Here is a 22566-nt window from a genome sequence, read left to right on the forward strand (position 1 = left end):
TGAAATTTTTTTAGGAGGATATAGTTATGACTACAACATTTACGCGAGAAGACATCTTTACTATGGCAAAGGAAGAAAATGTAAGATTTCTTCGCTTACAATTTACGGATTTATTAGGAATTATTAAAAATGTAGAGGTTCCCATTAGTCAATTAACAAAAGTATTAGACAACAAAATGATGTTCGACGGATCCTCAATTGAAGGTTTCGTACGTATCGAAGAATCTGATATGTATTTATATCCAGACTTAGATACTTGGGTTGTTTTTCCTTGGACAAGTGAAAAAGGAAAAGTAGCTCGTTTAATTTGTGACATTTATGATCCAACTGGAAGACCTTTCGCTGGAGATCCTCGTGGTGTATTGAAGCGTGTTTTAGCTGAAGCGAAAGAAATGGGGTTCACATCTTTCAATATTGGTCCAGAACCAGAATTCTTCTTATTTAAAGTTGATGAAAAAGGTGAGCCTACAATGGAGCTTAACGATAAAGGCGGATACTTTGATTTAGCGCCAACAGATTTAGGAGAAAACTGTCGTCGTGATATTGTTTTAGAGCTTGAAGATATGGGCTTTGAAATTGAAGCGTCTCACCATGAAGTTGCTCCAGGGCAACATGAAATTGACTTTAAGTATGCAGATGCAGTTACAACTTGTGATAACATTCAAACGTTCAAACTAGTTGTAAAAACAATTGCTAGAAAACACGGATTACATGCAACGTTTATGCCAAAACCATTATTCGGTGTGAATGGATCTGGAATGCACTGCAATATGTCTTTATTTAAAGGGGACAAAAATGTATTTGAAGATACATCTAGTGAAAATGGTTTAAGTGTTACTGCAATGCACTTTTTAGCTGGAATCATTAAACACGCACAAGCATTTACAGCACTTACAAATCCAACTGTAAATTCTTATAAGCGTCTTGTACCAGGATACGAAGCTCCTTGTTATGTAGCATGGTCTATGCAAAATCGTAGCCCGCTAATTCGTATCCCGGCATCTCGTGGTTTAAGTACTCGTATTGAGGTGCGCAGTCCAGACCCTGCTGCAAACCCTTATTTAGCAATGGCAGCAATGTTAGCAGCTGGTTTAGATGGTATTAAAAACAAGCTTACTCCACCAGCTCCAACAGATCGTAATATTTATATCATGAATAAGGAAGAGCGTGAAGAGGCTGGCATTAATGACCTACCTGCAACTTTAAAAGAAGCTCTTGAAGTGTTGAAATCTAACGAAGTAATTACAAATGCTATCGGTGAGCATGCGTTATCTAATTTCATCGAAGCAAAAGAAATAGAGTGGGATATGTTCCGCACGCAAGTTCATCCTTGGGAGCGCGAGCAATACATTTCAATTTATTAATTGGTAAAACCCTTGATACTACTGGTATTGAGGGTTTTTATTTCATAATCAGAATTTATAAATTTCTAATTTGGAAACTGTCTAGCGCAAGCAGCCTACGAGCTCGGTCACTTCAGACAAGCAACTGACTTCAATTACCTCTTGAAATCCTTCGTTGATTAACTTCATGCAGCTTTGCTCCTGCGGTTACTCGTCGCACAAAACACTGCTTCGAGGAAGCTTACTACGAAGCAGTACTTGAAGACGCAGAAGCACGTAAGAAGCCAAAGAGCGGCTTCTGTCAAAGTCCGCCCCAGTTAAGCTACTACTTGGATTACTTCGAAGCTGCTTTGCTCTTGAGCAAACGGAGTGGCACAGGAGCAGCTGCTCGTGACCAAGGCGCTTGCGCTTTTCTTGTGTGGGCGTGTTGTAGGTTATTTTCACATTAAGCCCCAAAAGGATTTGCGAAAAAATTAGTTTTGATTTAGTTTATATACTAGTCATACTTATCGATTGGATTTTGGTTGAGTTTTTGGACACGTGAGCATAAACATCACGAATAATCTGATTGAAAGTTTACAAAACTTAAACTTATCTTTGGTTTGGATAAGGTGAGTTTTGATGAAGTGAACTAAACCCTTATAAAGTTAAGTTCAAATCCATGAAAAAAACAAGACCTATTTTTACTAAGTCTTGTTTTTGCATAATCAGAATTTATAAATTTCTAACTTGGAAACTGTCTAGCGCAAGCAGCCTACGAGCTCGGTCACTTCAGTCAAGCAACTGACTTCAATTACCTCTTGAAATCCTTCGTTGATTAACTTCATGCAGCTTTGCTCCTGCGGTTACTCGTCGCACAAAACACTGCTTCGAGGAAGCTTACTGCGAAGCAGTACTTGAAGACGCAGAAGCACGTAAGAAGCCAAAGAGCGGCTTCTGTCAAAGTCCGCCCCAGTGAAGTTACTACTTGGATTAATTCGAAGCTGCTTTGCTCTTGAGCAAACGGAGTGGCACAGGAGCAGCTGCTCGTGACCATGGCGCTTGCGCTTTTCTTGATGAGGAGTATAAAATTTGAACTTGGAAGGATACCTAGCACCAACACCTACAAGCACAGTCACTTCAGTCAGGATATTGACTTCTATTACTTCATGAATACATGTCTGAATATCTTCGTGCAGCTTTGCTTCTGCGATTACTCGTCGCACAAAACAATGCTTCGGTAGAAGGTGTAGAAGCACTTGGAAGCCAATGAGAGGCTTCCGAAAAGCACTTCCATTGTCTTTCGCGCGTAAGGTAAGAAAGTATAAAATTTTTAAAGTTGGAAGCTGTCTAGTTTCAGCGTTTCATATGAACAAAGTGCCTTGAGTTTTTCTTATTTTAATGTACTGTTCGAAATACTCCGACTACTTTTCCGAGGATTGAACAATTTTTAAGAATAATAGGTTCCATTGTTGAATTTTCTGGCTGAAGTCTAATGAAATCATTTTCTTTAAAGAAACGCTTTACTGTAGCCTCATCTTCCTCTGTCATAGCTACTACTATATCACCGTTATTAGCAGTTTGTTGTTGTCTTACAATAACCATATCTTTATCGTATATACCGGCCTCTATCATACTATCTCCTTGAATAATAAGTACAAAGACATTAGAATCCCCCACAAACTTTTCAGGAAGAGGCAGATAATCTTCTATATTTTCGTAAGCTGTAATTGGTTCACCGGCAGTTACTTTTCCGATGATAGGGGCATAAGCGGTATTTGTCAGTATTTGATCGTGCTCATTGTTTTCTTTTAAATCTAATACTTCAATTGCTCTAGGCTTCGTAGGGTCTCTACGAATAAATCCTTTTTTTTCTAATCGTGATAGATGGCCATGTACGGTTGAACTTGATGCTAGTCCAACAGCTTCTCCAATTTCCCTTACAGAAGGTGGGTAGCCTTTTTTTCGAACTTCATCTTTGATGTACTCGAGTATCTCTAGTTGTCTCTTCGATACCTTAGTCATTATGTAGCACCTCATTTACTAATCTTCTTACCATATATTATACAATATTCCACTAATGCATGCAAACATAAGTTCTAAAACAGTTGACTAAGAACGGATGTTCTTGTATTCTAAATGAGAACAAACATTCTTTAAAATAGAAAGTGAAGTGGATTTAATGAAAAAGCTTTTGAGATTTTCTTTTCAGGATTTAATTATTTTAACCTTATTTGCTATCTTAATAGCATATATGTTTATGTCTGTGCAAACTTCAGCTCACCCTAAGTTTGACTACTTTATTGAGATTGAGGTAAATGATGGTGATACTTTGTGGTCTATTGCTAGTAATTATTCAGAGGGAATGTCAATCCAATTATATATATCAATGTTGAGAACTCATAATCAACTTAAACAAGACTTAATATATCCTGGACAAAAGTTACTTGTTCCTCAATTAGAAAGTAGTGAGGTGACTTATAATGCAGGCAATTATTTACTGCCGAGTGAGTACAGATAAGCAAGCTCAACATTCTTCGTTAAAACGCCAAAAGGAAGAGCTTCTTGAGTTAGCAAAACTTAATAACTATGAAGTTTATAAAGTTATTGAGGAAAAAGCTAGTGGATTTGAAATTGAAAGGGACGGTGTTTTTGAACTTCTTGAGGATTTCAAGGATAAAAAGGCAAACATTTTACTAATACAAGATGAGACTCGACTAGGGAGAGGAAATACAAAAATAGCTCTAATTCATCAATTGTTGAAACATGATGTTAAAATCCAAACTATAAATGAAAATGGGGACTTGACTCTTTCGGAAACTGATACACTTGTGTTAGAGATAGTAAGTATTGTAGAAGAATATCAAAGAAAGTTACATAATATAAAAATTAAACGAGGCATGAAAAGAGCTGTTGATAAGGGGTATAATCCGAGAAAAAATTTAGGAGATGCTAAACTTGGTGGAAGATTAAAAAAAGAAGTTCCTATAACTGAGATTGTAAGACTAAAGGGTATGAACCTAACATTTAGGGAAATAGCAGCTACGTTAAGAGGATTCGGTTATGATGTATCTAAAGCTACTGTTCATCGCCGTTATCAAGAATATATACAAGAACAATTAGATGAGGAAAGTTGAAAAAAACCTTCAATTCATGTACATTTAATAGTAGATTTAGAAAGAAGTTGGAGGTTTTATCCCATGTTGTCAAAAGAAAAGCTACAACGTATAAATGAGCTTTCAAAAAAAGCAAAAAATGGTGGTCTCACTCCGGAAGAGACAAAAGAACAACAAAAATTACGTCAAGAATACATTCAAACGTTCCGTTCATCTTTTAAAAATCATCTTCATTCAATAAAAGTAGTTGATGAAAAAGGCCAAGATGTAACCCCCAAAAAGTTAAAAGCAAGTAAAAAAGCAAATAATACTTTTCTTAAACATTAATGAACTGGTTTTTATTAAGGTGTTTTCTATATGAATGGTTTGTACTGACACCTTAATAGTCAGTTTTTTTGTTTGTTATTGAATATTTTATCTTAAAAGCAATATTCTAAATATAAAATATAAATATTTATTGATGCTTCTGATTGAAATGTTAATCACTACAAACGTAGTTTTACAATTTCTAAATTACTTAGAGGTAGTTTGCTATTTAATAATTTTTAGAATCGATAATTTAGTGTGTGCCTAAGATACAATGAAGGTCAATTTTTTTCTAAAAAATTTCGTCAAAATTCGCCGATGTTCTTGTTTATTGACAAAAGAAAGTATATGATGTTAATCGAAATGTTTATTTACGGAAAGGATGATCGATTACATGACGAATCACGTTGATGAATTAGCAATTAATACGATACGTACGTTATCAATTGATAGTATTGAAAAAGCAAACTCAGGACACCCAGGAATGCCGATGGGGGCAGCACCAATGGCATATGCACTTTTTGGAAAGTATATGAACCATAATCCGAAAAACCCTCATTGGTTTAATCGCGACCGTTTTGTATTATCTGCCGGGCACGGTTCAATGTTACTATATAGCTTACTTCACCTAACTGGATATGATGTAAGTTTAGAGGATTTACAAAGTTTTCGTCAATGGGGAAGTAAAACTCCAGGGCATCCAGAGTACGGTCATACTCCAGGGGTAGATGCAACGACTGGTCCACTTGGTCAAGGTATTGCTATGGCAGTTGGGATGGCTATGGCTGAAAGACATCTAGCTGCAGTTTATAATAAAGAGGATATTCAAGTGGTTGATCATTATACATATTCTATTTGTGGTGACGGTGACCTAATGGAAGGTGTTTCAGCAGAAGCAGCATCTTTAGCGGGACATTTAAAACTTGGTCGATTAGTTGTATTATACGATTCAAATGATATTTCTTTAGATGGCGATCTTCATATGTCCTTCAGCGAAAATGTAGAAAATCGCTTTAAAGCTTATGGATGGCAAGTAATTCGTGTAGAAGATGGAAATAGCACTGATGAAATTTATAAAGCCATTGAGGAAGCGAAAAAAGACGATCGTCCAACATTAATTGAAGTGAAGACAACAATTGGTTACGGGTCTCCAAATAAAGGAGGTAAATCCGCATCACATGGTGCACCACTTGGAAAAGATGAAGTTAAGCTTACTAAAGAGACTTATAAATGGACATATGAAAATGAATTTCATATTCCTGAAGAAGTTTCAGAGGCTTTCGCAAAAGTGAAAGAACACGGGCAAGCAAAAGAAGATGAGTGGAACGATTTAGTTAAGCAATATGAAGAAAAATATCCAGATTTAGCAGCTGAGTTTAAACTTGCAGTAAGTGGCCAACTACCAGAAGGCTGGGATCAGAATCTTCCTGTGTATGAAGGCGGGAAAGATAAAGTTGCTACGCGATCTTCTTCAGGTGAAGCTTTAAATGCATTAGCCAAAAATGTTTCGCAAATCTTTGGTGGATCAGCGGATTTAGCTTCTTCTAATAAAACCCTTCTAAATGGGGAAAGTAACTTCTCTAGAGATAATTATAGCGGAAGAAACGTTTGGTTTGGAGTTAGGGAGTTTGCTATGGGAGCTGCATTAAATGGAATGGCTTTACACGGTGGAGTGAAAGCGTTTGGTGCTACGTTCTTTGTTTTCTCAGATTACTTACGTGCTGCTATTCGTTTGTCTGCACTTATGAAGGTACCTGTTACTTATGTTATGACTCATGATAGTATTGCTGTTGGTGAAGATGGGCCAACTCATGAACCGGTTGAACAACTATCTTCTTTACGTGCAATGCCTGGTCTATCTGTTATTAGACCTGCTGATAGCAATGAAGCTGTTGCAGCTTGGAAATTAGCGGTTGAAAGTGTAGATCAACCAACATTACTAGTATTATCTCGTCAAGATATTATGACTCAAGAAAACACTAAAGAAGAAGCATATGAAGGCGTGAAGAAAGGTGCATATGTTATTTCTCCTGCGAAAGGTAATGTTGATGGCTTGTTACTTGCAACAGGTTCAGAAGTTCAATTAGCAGTAGAAGCGCAACAACAACTTGAAAAAGAAGGAATTCATGTTTCAGTAATAAGTATGCCAAGTTGGGACCGCTTTGAAAAACAATCACAAGAGTATAAAGATTCAGTTATTCCACCAACGGTAAAATCTCGAGTAGGAATTGAAATGGGATCGTCGTTAGGATGGCATAAATATGTTGGTGATAACGGTTCTGTAATTGCTATTGATCAGTTTGGGGCATCAGCACCAGGTGAAAAGCTTATGGAAGAGTATGGATTTACTGTAGATAACGTTGTTGCAAAATTAAAGGCTACATTTTAATTTTGTTTCTCCCCCATTTCTTTGATCGAAATGGGGGTTGTTTTTCTTTAACTGTGTGCAAAAAGCTATTTGTTTTGACAAAAATAGTGATGTATTTCTCCGTTAAATGACAATCATTTCTTTGGACATGCATTATAGTAAAAAGAAATGAATGGATGGAGGGACAATGAAATGAGGCACTATTATATATTTTTATTAAAGCCTGAGATTGCCACCAGTTATTTTGGAAAAGAACACTTGATATATCAGCTTTTATACGAGGGAGAAACAGCCGATACAGAACTACAGGAAATTGTTAAGAAGCAAATAAATTATATAAGTGCTATAATCCCTTCTTTACAAATAAAGAAATCAGTTGAAAAAAAATTAAAAGTTCGTCATGATTTTTATGTTTTAAAGGAACATTATTATATAGATATAAAAGCATTTGAGAGTAAAGCAGTATTAAAAGATCACGGAAACGTATTAACTATCTCTGCTAATGGTTCTTATCAAGCGGAAACAATATTTTTTGAAGTATTACGTCAAATCAATTCCTGCTTCTTTGCAGTCGACTTTGACAACAAAAATTATGGCTGGTTAAATCCAATCAAACATGTGAATTATATTTAATAAAACCTAACAAATTTATTAAAAATTTTGGGTGTGAAAGTTAATTCAGTCTAAATAAATATAGTAGGCAATCGTTGATAACCAGATATTTATTCATACTCTACAAATAATACTTTAATTCAATATTTGGTTAGGTTATAATAAATTGATGCAAATGGAGGTCTACTTAAGTAGACATTACTAGAAGGAGGATATAAAGATGTGGATTAATATTTTAATCGGCGTATTATCTTTAATTGCCGGTATTGCGATTGGCTTTTTTATTGCCCGCAAAACAATGATGAATTATCTTAAGAAAAACCCACCTATTAATGAAAAGATGTTACGTGTGATGATGATGCAAATGGGCATGAATCCATCACAAAAGAAGATTACCCAAATGATGAAAGCAATGAACAATCAAATGAAGTAATAAAAAGGACAAGCACTCCAATGATTGGAGTGTTTTTTCTTTGTATTTTTTAAAAGAAATATTTCGTAATCAGAAACTTTTACTTCTAACAATTTAAATATTTTGATAAAATAATGAATGCCTTTGAAAAGATAAATAGAATTGAGGAGAATGAATGAGGGTTTTTATTGATTTGCTTTGGTTCTTTAAAGAAGAAAAAAATAAATATATAGTAGGAATTTTTTTACTTGTGTTTGTATCAATATTGTCTCTAGTCCCTCCATATGTTGTTGGGCTAATGGTAGACCATATAGATAAAGGTACATTAACAATGTCTATCTTACTAACTTGGTGTGTTGTTTTATTAATTATCGCTACTTTGATATACATTTTTCGTTTCTTTTGGCGAATTATGATATTTGGGGCTTCAATAAGATTAGCTCGGAAATTGCGTAATCAACTTTATGAGCATTTCACTCGCATGTCACCAAGTTTTTATCATTCAAAAAGGACAGGGGATTTAATGGCTCATTCAACAAATGATATAAAAGCCATTGAGCAGACGGCGGGTCTGGGTGTCTTAACACTTGTAGACTCTCTTACCATGGGAGGTTTTGTTATTTTAACAATGGCATTTACGATCGATTGGCGGCTCACGCTTATTGCATTAATTCCAATGCCGTTTATGGCTCTTGCTACTAGTTATTACGGTTCATTGCTTCATGAGCGTTTTGGTAAGGCTCAAGTAGCTTTTTCGAACTTAAATGACAAAGTACAAGAAAGTATGTCTGGGATTCGAATAATTAAAACGTTTGGCTATGAAAAAGAGGATATTGATTCTTTCCGTGAAAAGTCTCATGACGTTGTAGAAAAGAATATTTCAGTAGCAAGGGTAGATTCATTCTTTGATCCTACGATTTCCTTAATCGTTAGTTTATCATTTTTCTTATCTATTTTATTTGGTGCTAGATATGTAGTAATAGGTGACCTTACTATTGGGGAATTAACAAGCTTCACTATTTACCTAGGTTTACTTATTTGGCCAATGTTAGCTTTTGGTTGGCTTTTTAATATTGTAGAGAGAGGCCGAGCATCGTATAAACGTGTTTCTTCTTTACTTAGAGTGAAAGCAGATATTGAAGATAAGGATTCAGTATTAAAAGAACAGCCAGTTGGTAACATAAAATATAAAATTAATAGTTTTTCTTATACAGAGGATGATGAGTTGGCATTACAAGAAGTTTGTTTTACTTTGAAAAAAGGTGAGACACTGGGTATTGTTGGAAGAACAGGTAGTGGAAAAACGACTTTGCTGAAGTTATTGATGCGCCAGTTTGACTTAAAAGACGGTGCAATCTATTTTGCTAATCATAATATAACTGATTATTCAATAGACTCATTAAGAAAATCAATTGGATATGTACCTCAAGATCAATTTTTATTTTCAGCAACTATCGCAGATAATATTGCCTTTGCAAAACCACAGTCTAGTTTATCAGAAATTATTGAAGTAGCTAAAATTGCATCTATTCATGAGGATATCATCAGGCTTGCTGATGGGTATGAAACGATTGTTGGTGAACGTGGAGTAACATTATCTGGTGGGCAAAAGCAAAGGATATCAATTGCTAGAGCCTTAATTGAAAATCCTGAAGTGTTAATTTTGGACGATTGTTTGTCCGCGGTTGATGCTAAAACTGAAGAGGACATACTAGAAGGATTAAAAACATTACGTACTGGTAAGACAACGATAATCACTGCACATCGACTAAGTGCTATAAAACATGCGAATAGCATTGTTGTATTAGAAAAAGGTAAAGTTATTCAAAGCGGTAACCACGAACATCTAATGGCAAGTGGCGGTTGGTATAAGGAAATGTATGCAAAGCAGCAGCTTGAATCATTAGTCGAACAAGGAGGCTCAAAGGATGAGTGAAAAAAATAAGCAATCATTGTTGTTTGAGCCAATGGATCAGAAGGTAGTTTTTAAAAGGTTATTACGTTATACAAAAACTCACAAACGGTTATTGACATTTGCTTTTGTATTATTAATGCTGGGTACTGCAGCGCAAATTTTAGGTCCAATTATCGTAAAAATATTTATTGATGATTATTTAACACCGAGGATATTTGATTTTCAACCTCTTTTTTTATTAGGAGTTGCTTATTTAGGGTTACATTTATCTAGTGTCGTTATTACGTACGTCCAATTATTTTTATTTCAAAAAATAGCACTGCAAATCATTCAACAAATAAGAATTGATGTTTTTGCAAAAGTGCAAAACTTAGGTTTAGCATTTTTTGATAAGTTTCCTACAGGTGGCCTTGTTTCTAGAATAACGAATGATACAGAAACTATCAAAGATTTGTACGTTAGTGTAGTTTCTAACTATGTTCAAAATATTATGTTTTTAATCGGTGTTTTTGTTGCGATGTTTTATTTGAATGTACAACTTGCCATTTTTTGTTTGTTTATCTTACCAGTTTTACTCATATTGATGCAAGTTTACCGACGAATTAGTTCGAAATTTTATGCAGAAATGAGTGAAAAATTAAGTCAGTTAAATACAAAGATAAATGAGTCTATTCAAGGCATGACAGTTATACAAATTTTCCGTCAAGAAAAAAGGTTACGTCGAGAATTTGAAACGATTAATGATGAGCATCAAAAAGCTTGGTTAAAAAGTATTAAAGTTGAGGGTCTATTACTAAGACCAGCTGTTGATTTCATTTCGATTATTGCGTTAATCCTAGTTTTAAGCTATTTTGGTATAACATCATTTAATAGCCCAGTAGAGATTGGTGTTTTATATGCTTTCATTAATTATTTAGATCGATTTTTTGAACCTGTAAATCAAATGATGATGCGCTTGTCCATTTTTCAGCAAGCTCTTGTTTCAGCAAGTCGAGTCTTCAGACTCCTTGACCATAGTGAATTTGCTCCAACAAAAATTGGTCAAGATACCCCGATTATTGAAAAAGGTGAAGTAGAATTTCGTAATGTTAGCTTTTCGTATGATGGAAAGTACGACGTATTAAAAAATATTTCTTTTAGTGCGAATAAAGGAGAGACTATTGCCTTAGTAGGTCATACAGGTAGTGGTAAGAGTTCAATCGTCAATTTACTGATGCGTTTTTATCCAGGGGTTAGGGGAGATATACTTATTGATGGTGTTCCCATTGAGAGTTATGAAAACGAAGAGATTCGTAAGAAAATGGGGCTTGTACTTCAGGATCCGTTTTTGTTTGTAGGTACAATAGAGGACAATATAAAGTTTTATCATCATTCACTTTCGAAAGAGGATGTGATTGACGCAGCAAAATTTGTTCATGCTAATCCTTTCATTGAAAGTTTACCTGGGGGGTATCAGGCAAAAATAGGTGAACGTGGTTCAACGTTATCAAGTGGACAAAGGCAATTGTTGTCGTTTGCACGTACTATCGCTTTAAACCCAAGTATTCTTATCCTTGATGAAGCTACTGCAAATATCGATACAGAGACAGAAGCTGAAATTCAAAAAGCATTAGAAAAAATGCGAAAAGGAAGAACGACAATTGCTATCGCTCATCGTTTATCTACTATACAAGATGCAGATCAAATATTAGTACTTCACCAAGGCGAAATTGTAGAAAGAGGAACACATCAAGAATTAATTCAGTATGGTGGCCTTTATCATAAGATGTATTTACTTCAACAAGGTGACCCAAAAGAAATAGAATCTATAACAACAAAAGAATTAGCGTAATATGAAACCACAGTAGAGAATTTTCGCTACTGTGGTTTTAATTTTCTAGATTACCTTTCACCATATAGCTAAATAGCAACATTCAATCAGTGGGGATGCTATAAATATAATTCTGTATTAATTTTTAGTTAATTGGATTATTAGGAAAGCGATTGACAAAAATACCATCTGGGGGTATGGTATAATAAATGAGGTGAAAATATGGATAAAGAACAATTATTAAACATCCCTATTCATCCAGAGAAAAGTCCTGCGTTAATTAGGCGCGATGAAGAGAAGATGAAGTTAATCAATAGATTGAAACGTATTGAAGGCCAAGTAAGGGGTATTCAACGAATGATTGAAGATGATCGTTATTGCGTAGATGTATTAGTCCAAGTTTCAGCAGTTTCAGCTGCTTTAAAAAAAGTAGGGTATACTCTATTAGAGGACCATACTCGAGGGTGTGTTAGTCAGGCGGTTACCCAAGGTGAAGGTGATGAAGCGATCGAAGAACTAATGAAGGTTATTCAACAATTTTCTAAATCATAAAAAAGTAGTGTGGGAGAGAGGAATATTCATATAAAAATTGAGGGCATGACATGTGCAGCGTGTTTTGCTCGAATTGAGAAATTCGTTAATAGACTAGAGGGTGTGGCAAAAGCTGCCGTTAATTTACCTCAAACTAAGTAGAGCAACGATGAGAAATATCAAACAAAATTTATTTTGGGCGTTTATTTATAACTCAATTGGCTTACCTATTGTTGCTGGTTTGCTTGCCCCATGGATTGCAGTGGGAGCGATGGCATTAGTTCAGTTACTGTTGTTAGTAATTCTTTACGCTTAAAACGCGTGAAATTTAAATAAAAAATATTGAGTAGGAGTTGTTGAAAATGAATCAAATAACAATCTCGGTTGAAGGAATGAGCTGCGGTCATTGTAAAGCTGCAGTAGAAGGAGTTTTAGGAAAACTTGAAGGTGTATCAAGTGCTGAAGTAAATTTAGCTGCTAAAAATGTAACTGTACAATTTGATAGTTCAAAAGTAAGTGAAGATAAGCTTAAAAATGAAATTGAAGAAGCGGGCTATGACGTTGTCTAGTCGCTAGTATAAAGGTTAACCAATGTCAACAACCTTAATTAGTATTAAAACTATACTAAATGGGTGTTGATGGGGTTGGCCTTTTTTTATTGGGAAAAATCACCTTGACGTATATTGGAAATTGTGATTATATATGTAATTGTCAACCTTACAAAAGTTCAGGTTGACGAAAGTGGGAGGAGTGAACGATATCTGTAAAGAACTAGACCTTATTACTAAAAGTAAAAAACACTTATGGTTACCGTTTACACAAATGAAGGATTACGATAAAGATCCGATCATGGTTGAAAGTGGAGACGGAATAATGCTTAAGGATATTACGGGCAAGACGTTTTATGATGGTTTTTCATCGGTATGGCTAAATGTCCATGGGCATAGAAAAAAAGAACTTGATAACGCGATTCGAAACCAGCTTGATAAAATTGCTCACTCAACTTTGCTTGGAATGACAAATGTACCAGCAACAGAGCTTGCTGAAAAACTAGTCAATATTAGCCCTAACGGTTTAGATCGAGTCTTTTACTCTGATAGTGGAGCCACATCCGTAGAGATTGCTTTAAAAATGGCTTTTCAATATTGGCAAAATATCGGAAAAGGAAAAAAACAAAAGTTTGTCACCATGAAAAATAGTTATCATGGCGATACCGTTGGTGCAGTGAGTGTCGGTAACATTGATATATTTCATAAAGTATATAAACCGTTACTTTTTGAAAGCTATAAAGTACCTTACCCATATGTCTATCGATCTATAAGTGGTGAGGAACATGAATGCTGCAAGCACTGTTTAGATGAGTTAAAAGATTTATTAGAAAAACATCATAGTGAGATCGCAGCCATTATCGTTGAACCGATGATGCAAGGGGCAGGTGGGATGATTAAAATGCCAGAAGGCTTCTTATTAGGAGTTCAGCAATTATGTCAAACATATGATGTCCTTCTCATTGCTGACGAGGTCGCAACTGGTTTTGGACGTACAGGAGAGTTGTTTGCTTGTGATCACGAAGGGGTTGTTCCTGATATTATGACGGCTGGAAAAGGGATTACGGGTGGATACCTTCCAATAGCGGTTACCATGACAAAGGAGCATATCTATCAGGCTTTTTATGATGACTATTCAAACTTGAAGACATTTTTTCATGGTCATTCTTATACCGGAAATCAATTAGGTTGCGCAGTTGCACTTGCAAACCTTGATCTGTTTGACAGCGAACAAATTGTAAAAAACGTAAAAAGGAAAGAAAGCTTAATAAAAGATATTTTTAAGGATTTTTATCAGTTAGATCATGTAGGTGACATTAGACAACTTGGCTTTATGGCGGGGGNGGAACTTGTAAGCGATAAAGAAACAAAAGAGTCCTTTCCATGGGAACAGCGAATCGGTTATCAAGTTTCTTTAAAAATGCGTGATTTAGGTATGCTAACACGTCCACTTGGAGACGTCATAGCATTTTTACCACCACTTGCAGCGACAGAAGAAGATTTAATTGCAATGATGGCAATTATGAGAGAAGCAATCCAAACGGTTACAGAGGGCGTAGTTACAAATGGTTAGAGGGATTTTTATTACTGGAACAGATACTGAAATTGGGAAGACGTTTGTTACTGCTGGCTTAGCGGCAGCGTTATATGAAAAAAATTATGATGTTGGCGTCTTCAAACCTATGGCTTCAGGAGCAAATAGGAATGATCCTTTAAGCGATGCTTCAATTTTAAAGTTTATGGCAAATGACAGCAGTACATTAGAGGAAATAAATCCTTTTCAATTTAATGAGCCATTAGCGCCATACGTCGCAGCACAAAGAGAAGGTATAAAGGTGCCTTTAGAAGAGGTTATCAAAGCATGGAAACGTATAAGGTATAAGCATGATTTTTTACTTGTCGAAGGGGCTGGCGGCTTAGCAGTTCCACTTGGAGAAAATTATCTTGTCTCAGACGTCGCCAAAGCGATTGGCTTTCCTCTTATTATTGTAGCTAGACCGAATTTAGGAACGATTAACCACACGTTATTAACAATTGATTATGCTAAACAAGTGGGGCTTCACGTCCTTGGCGTAGTGATCAACGGATTAAATGAAGGGAAAATTGGAGTGGTTGAGGAGACAAGTCCTAGTATCATTGAGGAATTTTCAGGTGTTCCTGTACTTGGAATAATTCCATATATAGAGCGGTTGAACCGTAATAAAATTATCAAAGTTATCAACGAGAGGCTTGATTTAAGAGTAATTACGAATTGTTTAGCAAAAAAGATGGATTTATAGGGGGAAGAAATATGGAGAAGCAATCACAAACTATAGAGTGGGAAATACTCGCGGAAAAAGCACTTCAAGGAGAATTGTTAACATTAGAAGAAGCAGGTCATGTTTTGACTGCGCCTGATGAGGAATTATTACAAATTCTTCAGGCAGCGTACAAAGTGAGAAAGCATTACTATAGTAACAAAGTGAAGTTAAATATGATTATGAATGCTAAAAGTGGGAATTGCTCAGAAGATTGCGGTTATTGTTCGCAATCGAGTAAGTCAAGTGCTGAGGTAGAATCTTATAAATTTCTTGATAAAGATTCAATTGTTAAAGGAGCTTATGAGGCTATGGAACGAAAAGTAGGTACGTATTGCATAGTTGCAAGTGGACGTGGACCGACAAATCGAGAAATTGACCAAGTCATTGAAGCCGTTAAAGAGATAAAAAATACGACTCCGTTAAAAATTTGTACTTGTTTAGGTATTCTCTCTGATGAGAAGGCTAAAAAACTGAAAGAGGCAGGGGTTGACCGTTATAATCATAATTTAAATACAAGTGAAACTCATCATATAAACATCACGACAACACATACATATTCAGATCGGATTGAGACTCTAGAAAATATTAAGCGAGCTGGGATATCTCCTTGCTCTGGCTGTATTATAGGTATGGGTGAAACACATGCAGATATATATAACATGGCTGTTGAATTAAGGAACATAGATGCAGATTCAATCCCGGTTAATTTTTTACATCCAATTGAAGGAACGAAACTTGAAAGTTTGAATGAGTTAAATCCACGCTATTGTTTAAAGGTGTTGGCATTGTTCCGTTTTATTAACCCGTCCAAAGAAATTAGAATATCAGGTGGAAGAGAAGTAAACCTTCGTTCTCTTCAAGTGTTAGGATTATATGCAGCAAACTCGCTTTTTGTTGGTGATTATTTGACAACCGAGGGACAAGAATTTCACTCGGATCACCAAATGATCGAAGATTTGGGCTTTGAAATTGAAGAGTGTTAGTTTTGATTTGTAAAGGGAGGGAAAAAGAGTGACTAATCAAACCCAATGGGAAACAGAAATCAAAGCTGAACTAGAGTTTCTAGAAAATATATTTCAAAGGCGCTCAATTGTAACAACAAAAGAGCTTAATTCGTCTTGGTTGATTAGGAATGGTCAGAAATTGTTAAACCTTGCCTCAAATAATTATTTAGGCCTTTTAAATGATAGTAGGTTAAAGAAAGCCGCTTCAAAAGCTATCGATAAGTATGGTGTTGGTAGTGGAGCGTCAAGATTAATGACTGGAAATCATCCTCTTTATGACAAAGTAGAATCACGTCTTATTCAATGGAAGAGAGCGGAAGCAGCTTTAGTGTTAAACAGTGGCTATACGGCAAATGTCGGAATTATCTCTGCATTAATGAAGCGAGATGATATCGTTTTTAGTGATAAATTGAACCATGCAAGTATAATAGATGGGATTGTTTTAAGTCGAGCGAAACTACAGCGCTATCGCCATCGTGATACTAATCATTTAGAAGCTCTATTGATGAAGGCACCTAAAGATAAGCGCAAACTAATCGTGACAGATACCGTCTTTAGTATGGATGGAGATATTGCTGATCTTGAAGGAATTGTTAGATTAAAAGAAAAGTACAATGCTATGTTAATGGTTGACGAAGCTCATGCTAGTGGAGTTTATGGTAAAGGTGGTCAAGGGTATTCACATCATGTAAATCTTCAAGATAAAGTTGATATACAAGTGGGAACGTTTAGTAAAGCTTTAGGTAGCTTTGGCGCGTATGTAGTCGCAAAGAAATGGCTGATTGATTACATAATTAATCGGATGCGTGGGCTGATTTATTCAACGGCCCTTCCACCAGCAGTACTTGCAACCATTGAAAAAGCAATCGAAATCGTAGAAGAAGAAAGAGAGAAACGTACATTGCTACTACAACATGCTGAATATTTCAGAAATAGGTTAACACGCTTTGGCTTTGATACTTGCGAAAGCGAATCGCAGATTGTACCCATCATCATTGGTGCAAATAGTCAAACACAATCATTTGCTACACGACTTCAAGAAGAAGGGATTGCAGCGATTGCCGTACGTCCCCCGACAGTACCGGAAAATAAAGCAAGAATTCGATTCGCCATTACTTCAGCTCATCAAAAAAAAGAGCTTGATTGGGCACTAGAAAAAATTATTCAAGTAGGAAAAGAACTAGAGGTGATTTAAGTAATGAAGCCACACATTATTATGCTCTCTGGTTGGGCAACGGATAAAGAAGTGTTTCGACCGTTGCAAACTGAACTTCAAAAAACGTATCAAGTCTCATGTATTGATTGGAGAAAAATTGAGAGATTAACAGACTATAAAAATCGTTTGTTAGAAAAGATTATGTATATTAATGGGCCGATCGTTCTTTTAGGTTGGTCATTAGGATCGATTGTTGCTATTGAAGTGGCAAGCATACTCTCAGAGCGATTAAAAGGCTTAATATGTATTGGGGGGACGAGTAGTTTCACAATGAAAAGTGATTATTTATCTGGTTGGAAGCCTCGTATTGTAAATCTTATGAAAAAAAAGTTAGTAATGGATAAAGATCAAACTCTTTTTACATTTTATCAAACATTCTTTTCCTGTAATGAAAAAAATAAAGGGTTTGATAAAAAATTTTTACAATTAGTTCATGATAAGCTCAAAGGAGATCAGCTTTCATCCATAATGATGGGATTAACGTATTTAATTGAAACGGATGTTAGGATGCACCTTAAAAATATTAACATACCAACTATGTTAATTCATGGTAAAAATGATTCGATTTGTCCCTTTGAAGCTTCTCAGTTTATTTATGAACAAATGATAGAAAATGCAAGATTATACGTGTTAGAGGATGCTGGTCATATTCCATTTTTCACGAATGAAGATTTATGTTTGAAATGGATTAATAGTTTTCTAGAAAGTGAGATACAGTATGATTGATAAAAAGCTTTTGATGAAACGGTTCAGTAGGAATTCAAGAACATATGATAAGTATGCCAATGTACAAAAGATCATGGCAAAGGAGTTAATTAAATCAATAGACAAAGAGAAATACGATAAAGAGATTAATATTCTTGAAATTGGTTGTGGAACAGGATATTTAACCAAACAATTATGTATGATATTCCCGAACGCGAAAATTACGGCTGTTGATTTGGCACCTGGAATGATTGAAGTAGCCAAAGAAAAATTAAAAGGTAAGTCAGTTACGTTTTTATGCGGAGATATTGAAGAGATATCACTTAAGGGAAATTATGATATCATTGTTTCAAATGCAACATTCCAATGGGTAAATCATTTTGAGGAAGTTATAAAACGATTACTACGTTTTTTGAGGGAAGATGGAATTCTAACGTTCTCAACATTTGGGAATAGAACGTTTCAAGAACTTCATAATTCGTATAATCAAGTGAAAGAACAACTTGGACTTGATTGTTTCCGTCCTTTAGGCCAGTCTTTTTTCTCGTTCGAAACTCTTTATCATCTTTGCGAAAGATCGCTCCCTTTTTCATTTTTATGTAATTTTGAAATAAAAGGAAAGCAAATGCTTGAATATGAATATTTTCCATCAGTACGTGATTTTCTTATTTCAATTAAAAAGATCGGTGCTAGTAATAGTAATAAAGCAAACGCTTATCTGCCTCCTACTTTTTTCAAAGAATTGCTTCATTTCTATGACAAAAATTACCGTGAAGTAAAAGGGGTTAGAGCGACATACCATTGCATGTATATAAGCATTCATTACGCAAGAACAGAGGACCAGTAAAATAATATTTTGCATTATTACGAGCAAATATAATTTAAAAACTATAGCAGTGAGGTTTACGTTTACCATCGGAACTTATTCGATTCGTTAAAAGATATGAGGTGGGGGTCTCACTTCACAATAGTTTAGGTAAAGACATATCCCTGGAAATTAATTTAATTGTAATAAAACAAAATATTTGTGTTATAATTATGTCAATAGTGTAAATTGAGACAAGGGGGGATTTCATTATGACGTTTTTAGCAACTGGTATGGCTATTTTTATGGGTTTTTTAGCATTTTATATACGTATGAGAGCAGCGAAAAAACCAGCAACAGTAAAAAAGATTATTTTACCACCAGTATTTATGTCTACTGGATTTTTTATGTTTTTATATCCTCCCGCGCAAATTAGTTTTTCTCAAGTATTAGAAGCATTAGCAATTGGATTGTTCTTTTCACTATTTTTAGTAAGGACATCTAAATTTGAGATAAAAAATAATGATATCTATTTAAAGAAAACAAAAGCATTTCTGTTATTACTAATCGGGCTTTTAATTGTACGTCTTATACTAAAATACGTTTTAGGTTTCTACATCGACCCAGTTCAATTAAGTGGAATGTTCTTCATTTTAGCTTATGGTATGATCGTACCATGGCGAATCTCTATGTATATTGGTTTTAAAGCATTGGAGAGAGAACTTGAAAAATCAAAAAAAGCAAATGAAGTTCAAATAAATGACAACGAACAATGGTTAGGAAGATAACCATTGTTTTTTTTATCCCACTCTTAAGGGGCAAGTAAGACCCCCACCTCAAAACTTAAGAAAATCGAGAAGTTTAGGTGGGGGATAAACTGCCCCTAAAGGTCCGATAAGTTGAACTAACAATCAGTGGGGGATGAAGGAAAACCCCCACTGATTGAAGTTCAGCTTTATTTAGCAAGAAATAAGTTATTTTACAAAATGTGATTCAAATCCTGATTGAAATGTTAAAAATACTTTATTATGAAATCAGTTGAGAAACACTCTCACTAAAATTCATTTAGGAGGATGAGTCATATATGGAAACTTTAAATAAAGTAATGTTAGCTAAGGATGTATATTGGGTGGGAAAAGTTGACGATCGTGAAGTACCATTTCATAGATTAGTGTTAAAAAAAGGAACAACCTACAATGCTTATTTATTAAAAACAGAAAAACCAACGATCATTGATACCGTTGATATCGAGTTTGGTCGTGAGTTTGTGGAGTATGTAAGTGAAATTATAGACCCAAAAGAAATTCAATATATCGTTATTAATCATACGGAACCTGATCATTCTGGTGGCTTAGCAGCTTTAGCGTCACGAGCACCAAATGCTACGATTGTTTGCACACAACCAGCTGTCAACGAACTTAAAGAAATGTATAAATTACATGAACGAACATTTTTAGTTGTAAAAGACGGGGATACGTTAGATATTGGCGGGAAAACATTAAAATTTAAAGAAACTCCATATCTTCATACAGAAGAAACAATGATTACTTATAGTATAGAAGATAAAATATTGTTTCCGTGTGATATTTTTAGTACCCACGTTGCAAATGACAAATTTTTTAATGATGAGGTAGAAACTGATACAACAGAAGATTTTATCGGTTATTACAATGCGATTATTCATCCACATAGGAGATATGTTCGTACATTAATGAATGCACTGGATGAATTAGATGTAGAGATGATTGCTCCATCCCATGGATACATTCTAAGAACAGATATCCAAAAATACATTGATTTATATGCTACGATGAGTGCTGATACGGTAAAAGATAAGAAAGTCACCATCGTTTACACAACAATTCGAAGTAACACAAAGAAAGTCGCGAACATGTTGAAAGAAACGTTTGAAGCCAATAATATCCAAACAACTGTATTTAATGCAGATAAGTCAGATAAAACAGAAATATTAACTAGTATTAAAGAAGCCGATGCAGTATTAATTGGTAGTTCAACTAAATATGCAGATATGATTGGAAACCTAGAAGAGATTTTAATAGAGCTAAAGACGATGAATTTAGAAGGAAAAATTTCTGCCGCATTTGGTTCGTATGGGTGGAGCGGCGAAGCCATTGAAGTAATACAAGATTATTTACTTGAGACAAATATGAATGTACAAAGTACATCAAATGTGATTAAAACGACTGGTATGACACATGTTGAATTTCCTATTCGTATAAGATTCGCTCCAAAAGAAAACCAAGTAAATAAAGTTGAAAACTCTGCTATGTTCATTTCAGATTTACTATTAAGTTCTATTTAAGAAATAAAGAAAAAGTAGGTGATACAAAATGGGGAAAAACTACGTCATTATCGGTAGCGGTGTTGCTGCGGTCACAGCTGCTAAAGCAATTCGTGATCAAGATCCAAATGGAGAAATTATGATTTTTGGTGAGGAAAAATTCCTACCCTACAATAGAATAAAACTTTCAAAGGATTTATTTTCCGATTTAAAAAGTGAAAAAGTTCTTATAAAAAAAGCAAAATGGTATGAAAGAAATCAAATTCAACTTTTTCCAAACACGAAGATCACTAGTATCAATATAGAAACGCGTAGTATCGTTACAGGAAATGGAGATAACATTTCTTATGATCAATTATTACTATGCACAGGTGCAAAAAATCGGAAATTACCGATTGAAGGTTCCGGGAATAAGGGTGTCTTTTCCATCCGTGAAATGCAAGAAGCAGAAGACTTTAAAAACTATATTGAAAGTAAAAATCATATCCTCACGATAGGAGGAGGAGTACAAGGGCTCGAAACAGCTTGGTCAATCTTACAATCTAATAAACAAGTAACGATCGTTGAAGCAAATTCACGTTTAATGGCTAAGCAATTAGATGAGAAAACGTCGGAGTTATTAAAAGATAAAATCGAAGCAACTGGGGTAAAAGTTCATCTAAATGCATCCATTGGACGAATAGTAGCAGAAGATGAAGGAATTGAAGTTATAATAAACGGAAGTGAGTTTATTAGATGTGATAGTGTCATATACTCGGTTGGGGTGCACCCAAATCTTGACCTGGTAGAAAATACGCCAATTGAAACAAATAGAGGCATTATTGTAAATGAAGAAATGAAAACAAATGTTGAGGGAATATTTGCAGCTGGTGATGTGACAGAACTAAATGATGAAGTGGAAGGACTCTGGAATAGAGCGATGGAACAAGGGAGAGTTGCGGGAGTAAACATGGCTGGTACAAAGGCAACCTATCAAAAAACGTTACCTGTAACGATTTTCAATGCTTTTGGCTTAACATTATTCTCGATAGGTCAAGTAGATGAACGACTTTGTGATCAATCAATTATTGAAAATGATGGTGTCGAAAAATATACGAGAGTATTTGTTAAAGACAAAAAGGTTGTCGGTGTACTATCTCTAGACGGAGTAGCAGCATCATTACCATACAAGTTTGCAATAGAAAATCAACTCTCATTAGATAGAATAGATCTCGACACTATTAGTATAAGTGAATTAGTGAATGAAATAAAAAAACAGCAAGCAGTTCATGCTTAAAAAAGAGGAGGAGACAAT

22 protein-coding genes and 1 pseudogene are annotated in these 22566 nt (G+C 35.1%); 22 read left to right on the forward strand and 1 reads right to left on the reverse strand.

Annotated features, from left to right (window positions below):
• Window positions 1–26 precede the first annotated feature (26 nt).
• Window positions 27–1364: a type I glutamate--ammonia ligase gene (gene glnA / locus BKP45_RS20405; protein WP_071390984.1), complete on the forward strand. Its 1338-nt coding sequence runs from the start codon at window positions 27–29 to the stop codon at window positions 1362–1364.
• 1356 nt (window positions 1365–2720) lie between these two features.
• On the opposite strand, the gene lexA is transcribed toward glnA, so the two are convergent.
• Window positions 2721–3347, reverse strand: coding sequence for a transcriptional repressor LexA (gene lexA, locus BKP45_RS20410; protein WP_071390985.1), 627 nt, complete (start codon window positions 3345–3347; stop codon window positions 2721–2723).
• A 157-nt stretch (window positions 3348–3504) separates the two neighbouring features.
• On the opposite strand from lexA, the gene yneA reads away from it, so the two are divergent.
• The 21 genes and pseudogenes from yneA (at window position 3505) to BKP45_RS20505 (ending at window position 22548) form a co-directional block, all read left to right on the forward strand.
• Complete coding sequence (gene yneA, locus BKP45_RS20415; RefSeq protein ID WP_071390986.1) at window positions 3505–3843, forward strand: cell division suppressor protein YneA; 339 nt, start codon at window positions 3505–3507, stop codon at window positions 3841–3843.
• Window positions 3806–4459, forward strand: a complete 654-nt coding sequence (locus BKP45_RS20420; protein WP_071390987.1) for a YneB family resolvase-like protein — start codon at window positions 3806–3808, stop codon at window positions 4457–4459. Before yneA ends, BKP45_RS20420 begins: the two co-directional genes overlap by 38 nt.
• A 63-nt stretch (window positions 4460–4522) precedes the next feature.
• Window positions 4523–4765, forward strand: coding sequence for a DUF896 domain-containing protein (locus tag BKP45_RS20425; protein ID WP_071390988.1), 243 nt, complete (start codon window positions 4523–4525; stop codon window positions 4763–4765).
• 373 nt (window positions 4766–5138) lie between these two features.
• Window positions 5139–7133, forward strand: coding sequence for a transketolase (gene tkt, locus BKP45_RS20430; protein WP_071390989.1), 1995 nt, complete (start codon window positions 5139–5141; stop codon window positions 7131–7133).
• Window positions 7134–7304: 171 nt separating this feature from the next.
• Window positions 7305–7745 carry a sporulation inhibitor of replication protein SirA gene (gene sirA / locus BKP45_RS20435; protein WP_071390990.1) on the forward strand — a complete coding sequence of 147 codons (441 nt, stop codon included), beginning with the start codon at window positions 7305–7307 and terminating at the stop codon, window positions 7743–7745.
• A 199-nt stretch (window positions 7746–7944) separates the two neighbouring features.
• Window positions 7945–8157, forward strand: coding sequence for a YneF family protein (locus BKP45_RS20440; RefSeq protein WP_071309669.1), 213 nt, complete (start codon window positions 7945–7947; stop codon window positions 8155–8157).
• A gap of 154 nt (window positions 8158–8311) precedes the next feature.
• Window positions 8312–10072, forward strand: a complete 1761-nt coding sequence (locus tag BKP45_RS20445; protein WP_071390991.1) for an ABC transporter transmembrane domain-containing protein — start codon at window positions 8312–8314, stop codon at window positions 10070–10072.
• The gene (locus BKP45_RS20450) at window positions 10065–11882 is read left to right on the forward strand and encodes an ABC transporter ATP-binding protein (RefSeq protein WP_071390992.1); all 1818 of its coding nucleotides are present in this window, start codon (window positions 10065–10067) and stop codon (window positions 11880–11882) included. The genes BKP45_RS20445 and BKP45_RS20450 overlap by 8 nt, the downstream gene beginning before the upstream one ends.
• Before the next feature lie 201 nt (window positions 11883–12083).
• Window positions 12084–12413: a metal-sensitive transcriptional regulator gene (locus BKP45_RS20455; protein ID WP_071390993.1), complete on the forward strand. Its 330-nt coding sequence runs from the start codon at window positions 12084–12086 to the stop codon at window positions 12411–12413.
• Window positions 12414–12458: 45 nt separating this feature from the next.
• Window positions 12459–12554: a cation transporter gene (locus BKP45_RS23615; protein ID WP_084788093.1), complete on the forward strand. Its 96-nt coding sequence runs from the start codon at window positions 12459–12461 to the stop codon at window positions 12552–12554.
• Window positions 12541–12728, forward strand: a pseudogene (locus tag BKP45_RS21870) (hypothetical protein); the annotation flags it as partial. The gene BKP45_RS23615 and the pseudogene BKP45_RS21870, both read left to right, overlap by 14 nt.
• Window positions 12729–12754: 26 nt before the next feature.
• The gene (gene copZ / locus BKP45_RS20460; RefSeq protein ID WP_071390994.1) at window positions 12755–12961 is read left to right on the forward strand and encodes a copper chaperone CopZ; all 207 of its coding nucleotides are present in this window, start codon (window positions 12755–12757) and stop codon (window positions 12959–12961) included.
• Between the two features lie 253 nt (window positions 12962–13214).
• The gene (bioA, locus tag BKP45_RS20465) at window positions 13215–14513 is read left to right on the forward strand and encodes an adenosylmethionine--8-amino-7-oxononanoate transaminase (protein ID WP_071391053.1); all 1299 of its coding nucleotides are present in this window, start codon (window positions 13215–13217) and stop codon (window positions 14511–14513) included.
• Window positions 14506–15219 (forward strand): dethiobiotin synthase, encoded by a 714-nt coding sequence (gene bioD, locus BKP45_RS20470; protein WP_071390995.1) that lies wholly within the window; start codon window positions 14506–14508, stop codon window positions 15217–15219. The genes bioA and bioD overlap by 8 nt, the downstream gene beginning before the upstream one ends.
• A gap of 11 nt (window positions 15220–15230) precedes the next feature.
• Entirely contained in the window at window positions 15231–16223 is a 993-nt protein-coding gene (bioB, locus tag BKP45_RS20475) for a biotin synthase BioB (protein WP_071390996.1), read from the forward strand.
• Between the two features lie 28 nt (window positions 16224–16251).
• A complete protein-coding gene (gene bioF / locus BKP45_RS20480; RefSeq protein ID WP_071390997.1) occupies window positions 16252–17439 on the forward strand; it encodes an 8-amino-7-oxononanoate synthase in 1188 nt (395 codons plus the stop codon).
• 3 nt (window positions 17440–17442) lie between these two features.
• Window positions 17443–18186 (forward strand): alpha/beta fold hydrolase, encoded by a 744-nt coding sequence (locus tag BKP45_RS20485; protein WP_071390998.1) that lies wholly within the window; start codon window positions 17443–17445, stop codon window positions 18184–18186.
• Entirely contained in the window at window positions 18179–19012 is an 834-nt protein-coding gene (gene bioC / locus BKP45_RS20490; RefSeq protein ID WP_071390999.1) for a malonyl-ACP O-methyltransferase BioC, read from the forward strand. Before BKP45_RS20485 ends, bioC begins: the two co-directional genes overlap by 8 nt.
• Window positions 19013–19242: 230 nt before the next feature.
• The gene (locus tag BKP45_RS20495) at window positions 19243–19758 is read left to right on the forward strand and encodes a CcdC family protein (RefSeq protein ID WP_071391000.1); all 516 of its coding nucleotides are present in this window, start codon (window positions 19243–19245) and stop codon (window positions 19756–19758) included.
• Between the two features lie 296 nt (window positions 19759–20054).
• Complete coding sequence (locus BKP45_RS20500) at window positions 20055–21293, forward strand: FprA family A-type flavoprotein (protein ID WP_071391001.1); 1239 nt, start codon at window positions 20055–20057, stop codon at window positions 21291–21293.
• A 28-nt stretch (window positions 21294–21321) separates the two neighbouring features.
• Window positions 21322–22548 (forward strand): NAD(P)/FAD-dependent oxidoreductase, encoded by a 1227-nt coding sequence (locus BKP45_RS20505; protein WP_071391002.1) that lies wholly within the window; start codon window positions 21322–21324, stop codon window positions 22546–22548.
• Window positions 22549–22566 lie beyond the last annotated feature (18 nt).

This window comes from Anaerobacillus alkalidiazotrophicus (assembly GCF_001866055.1).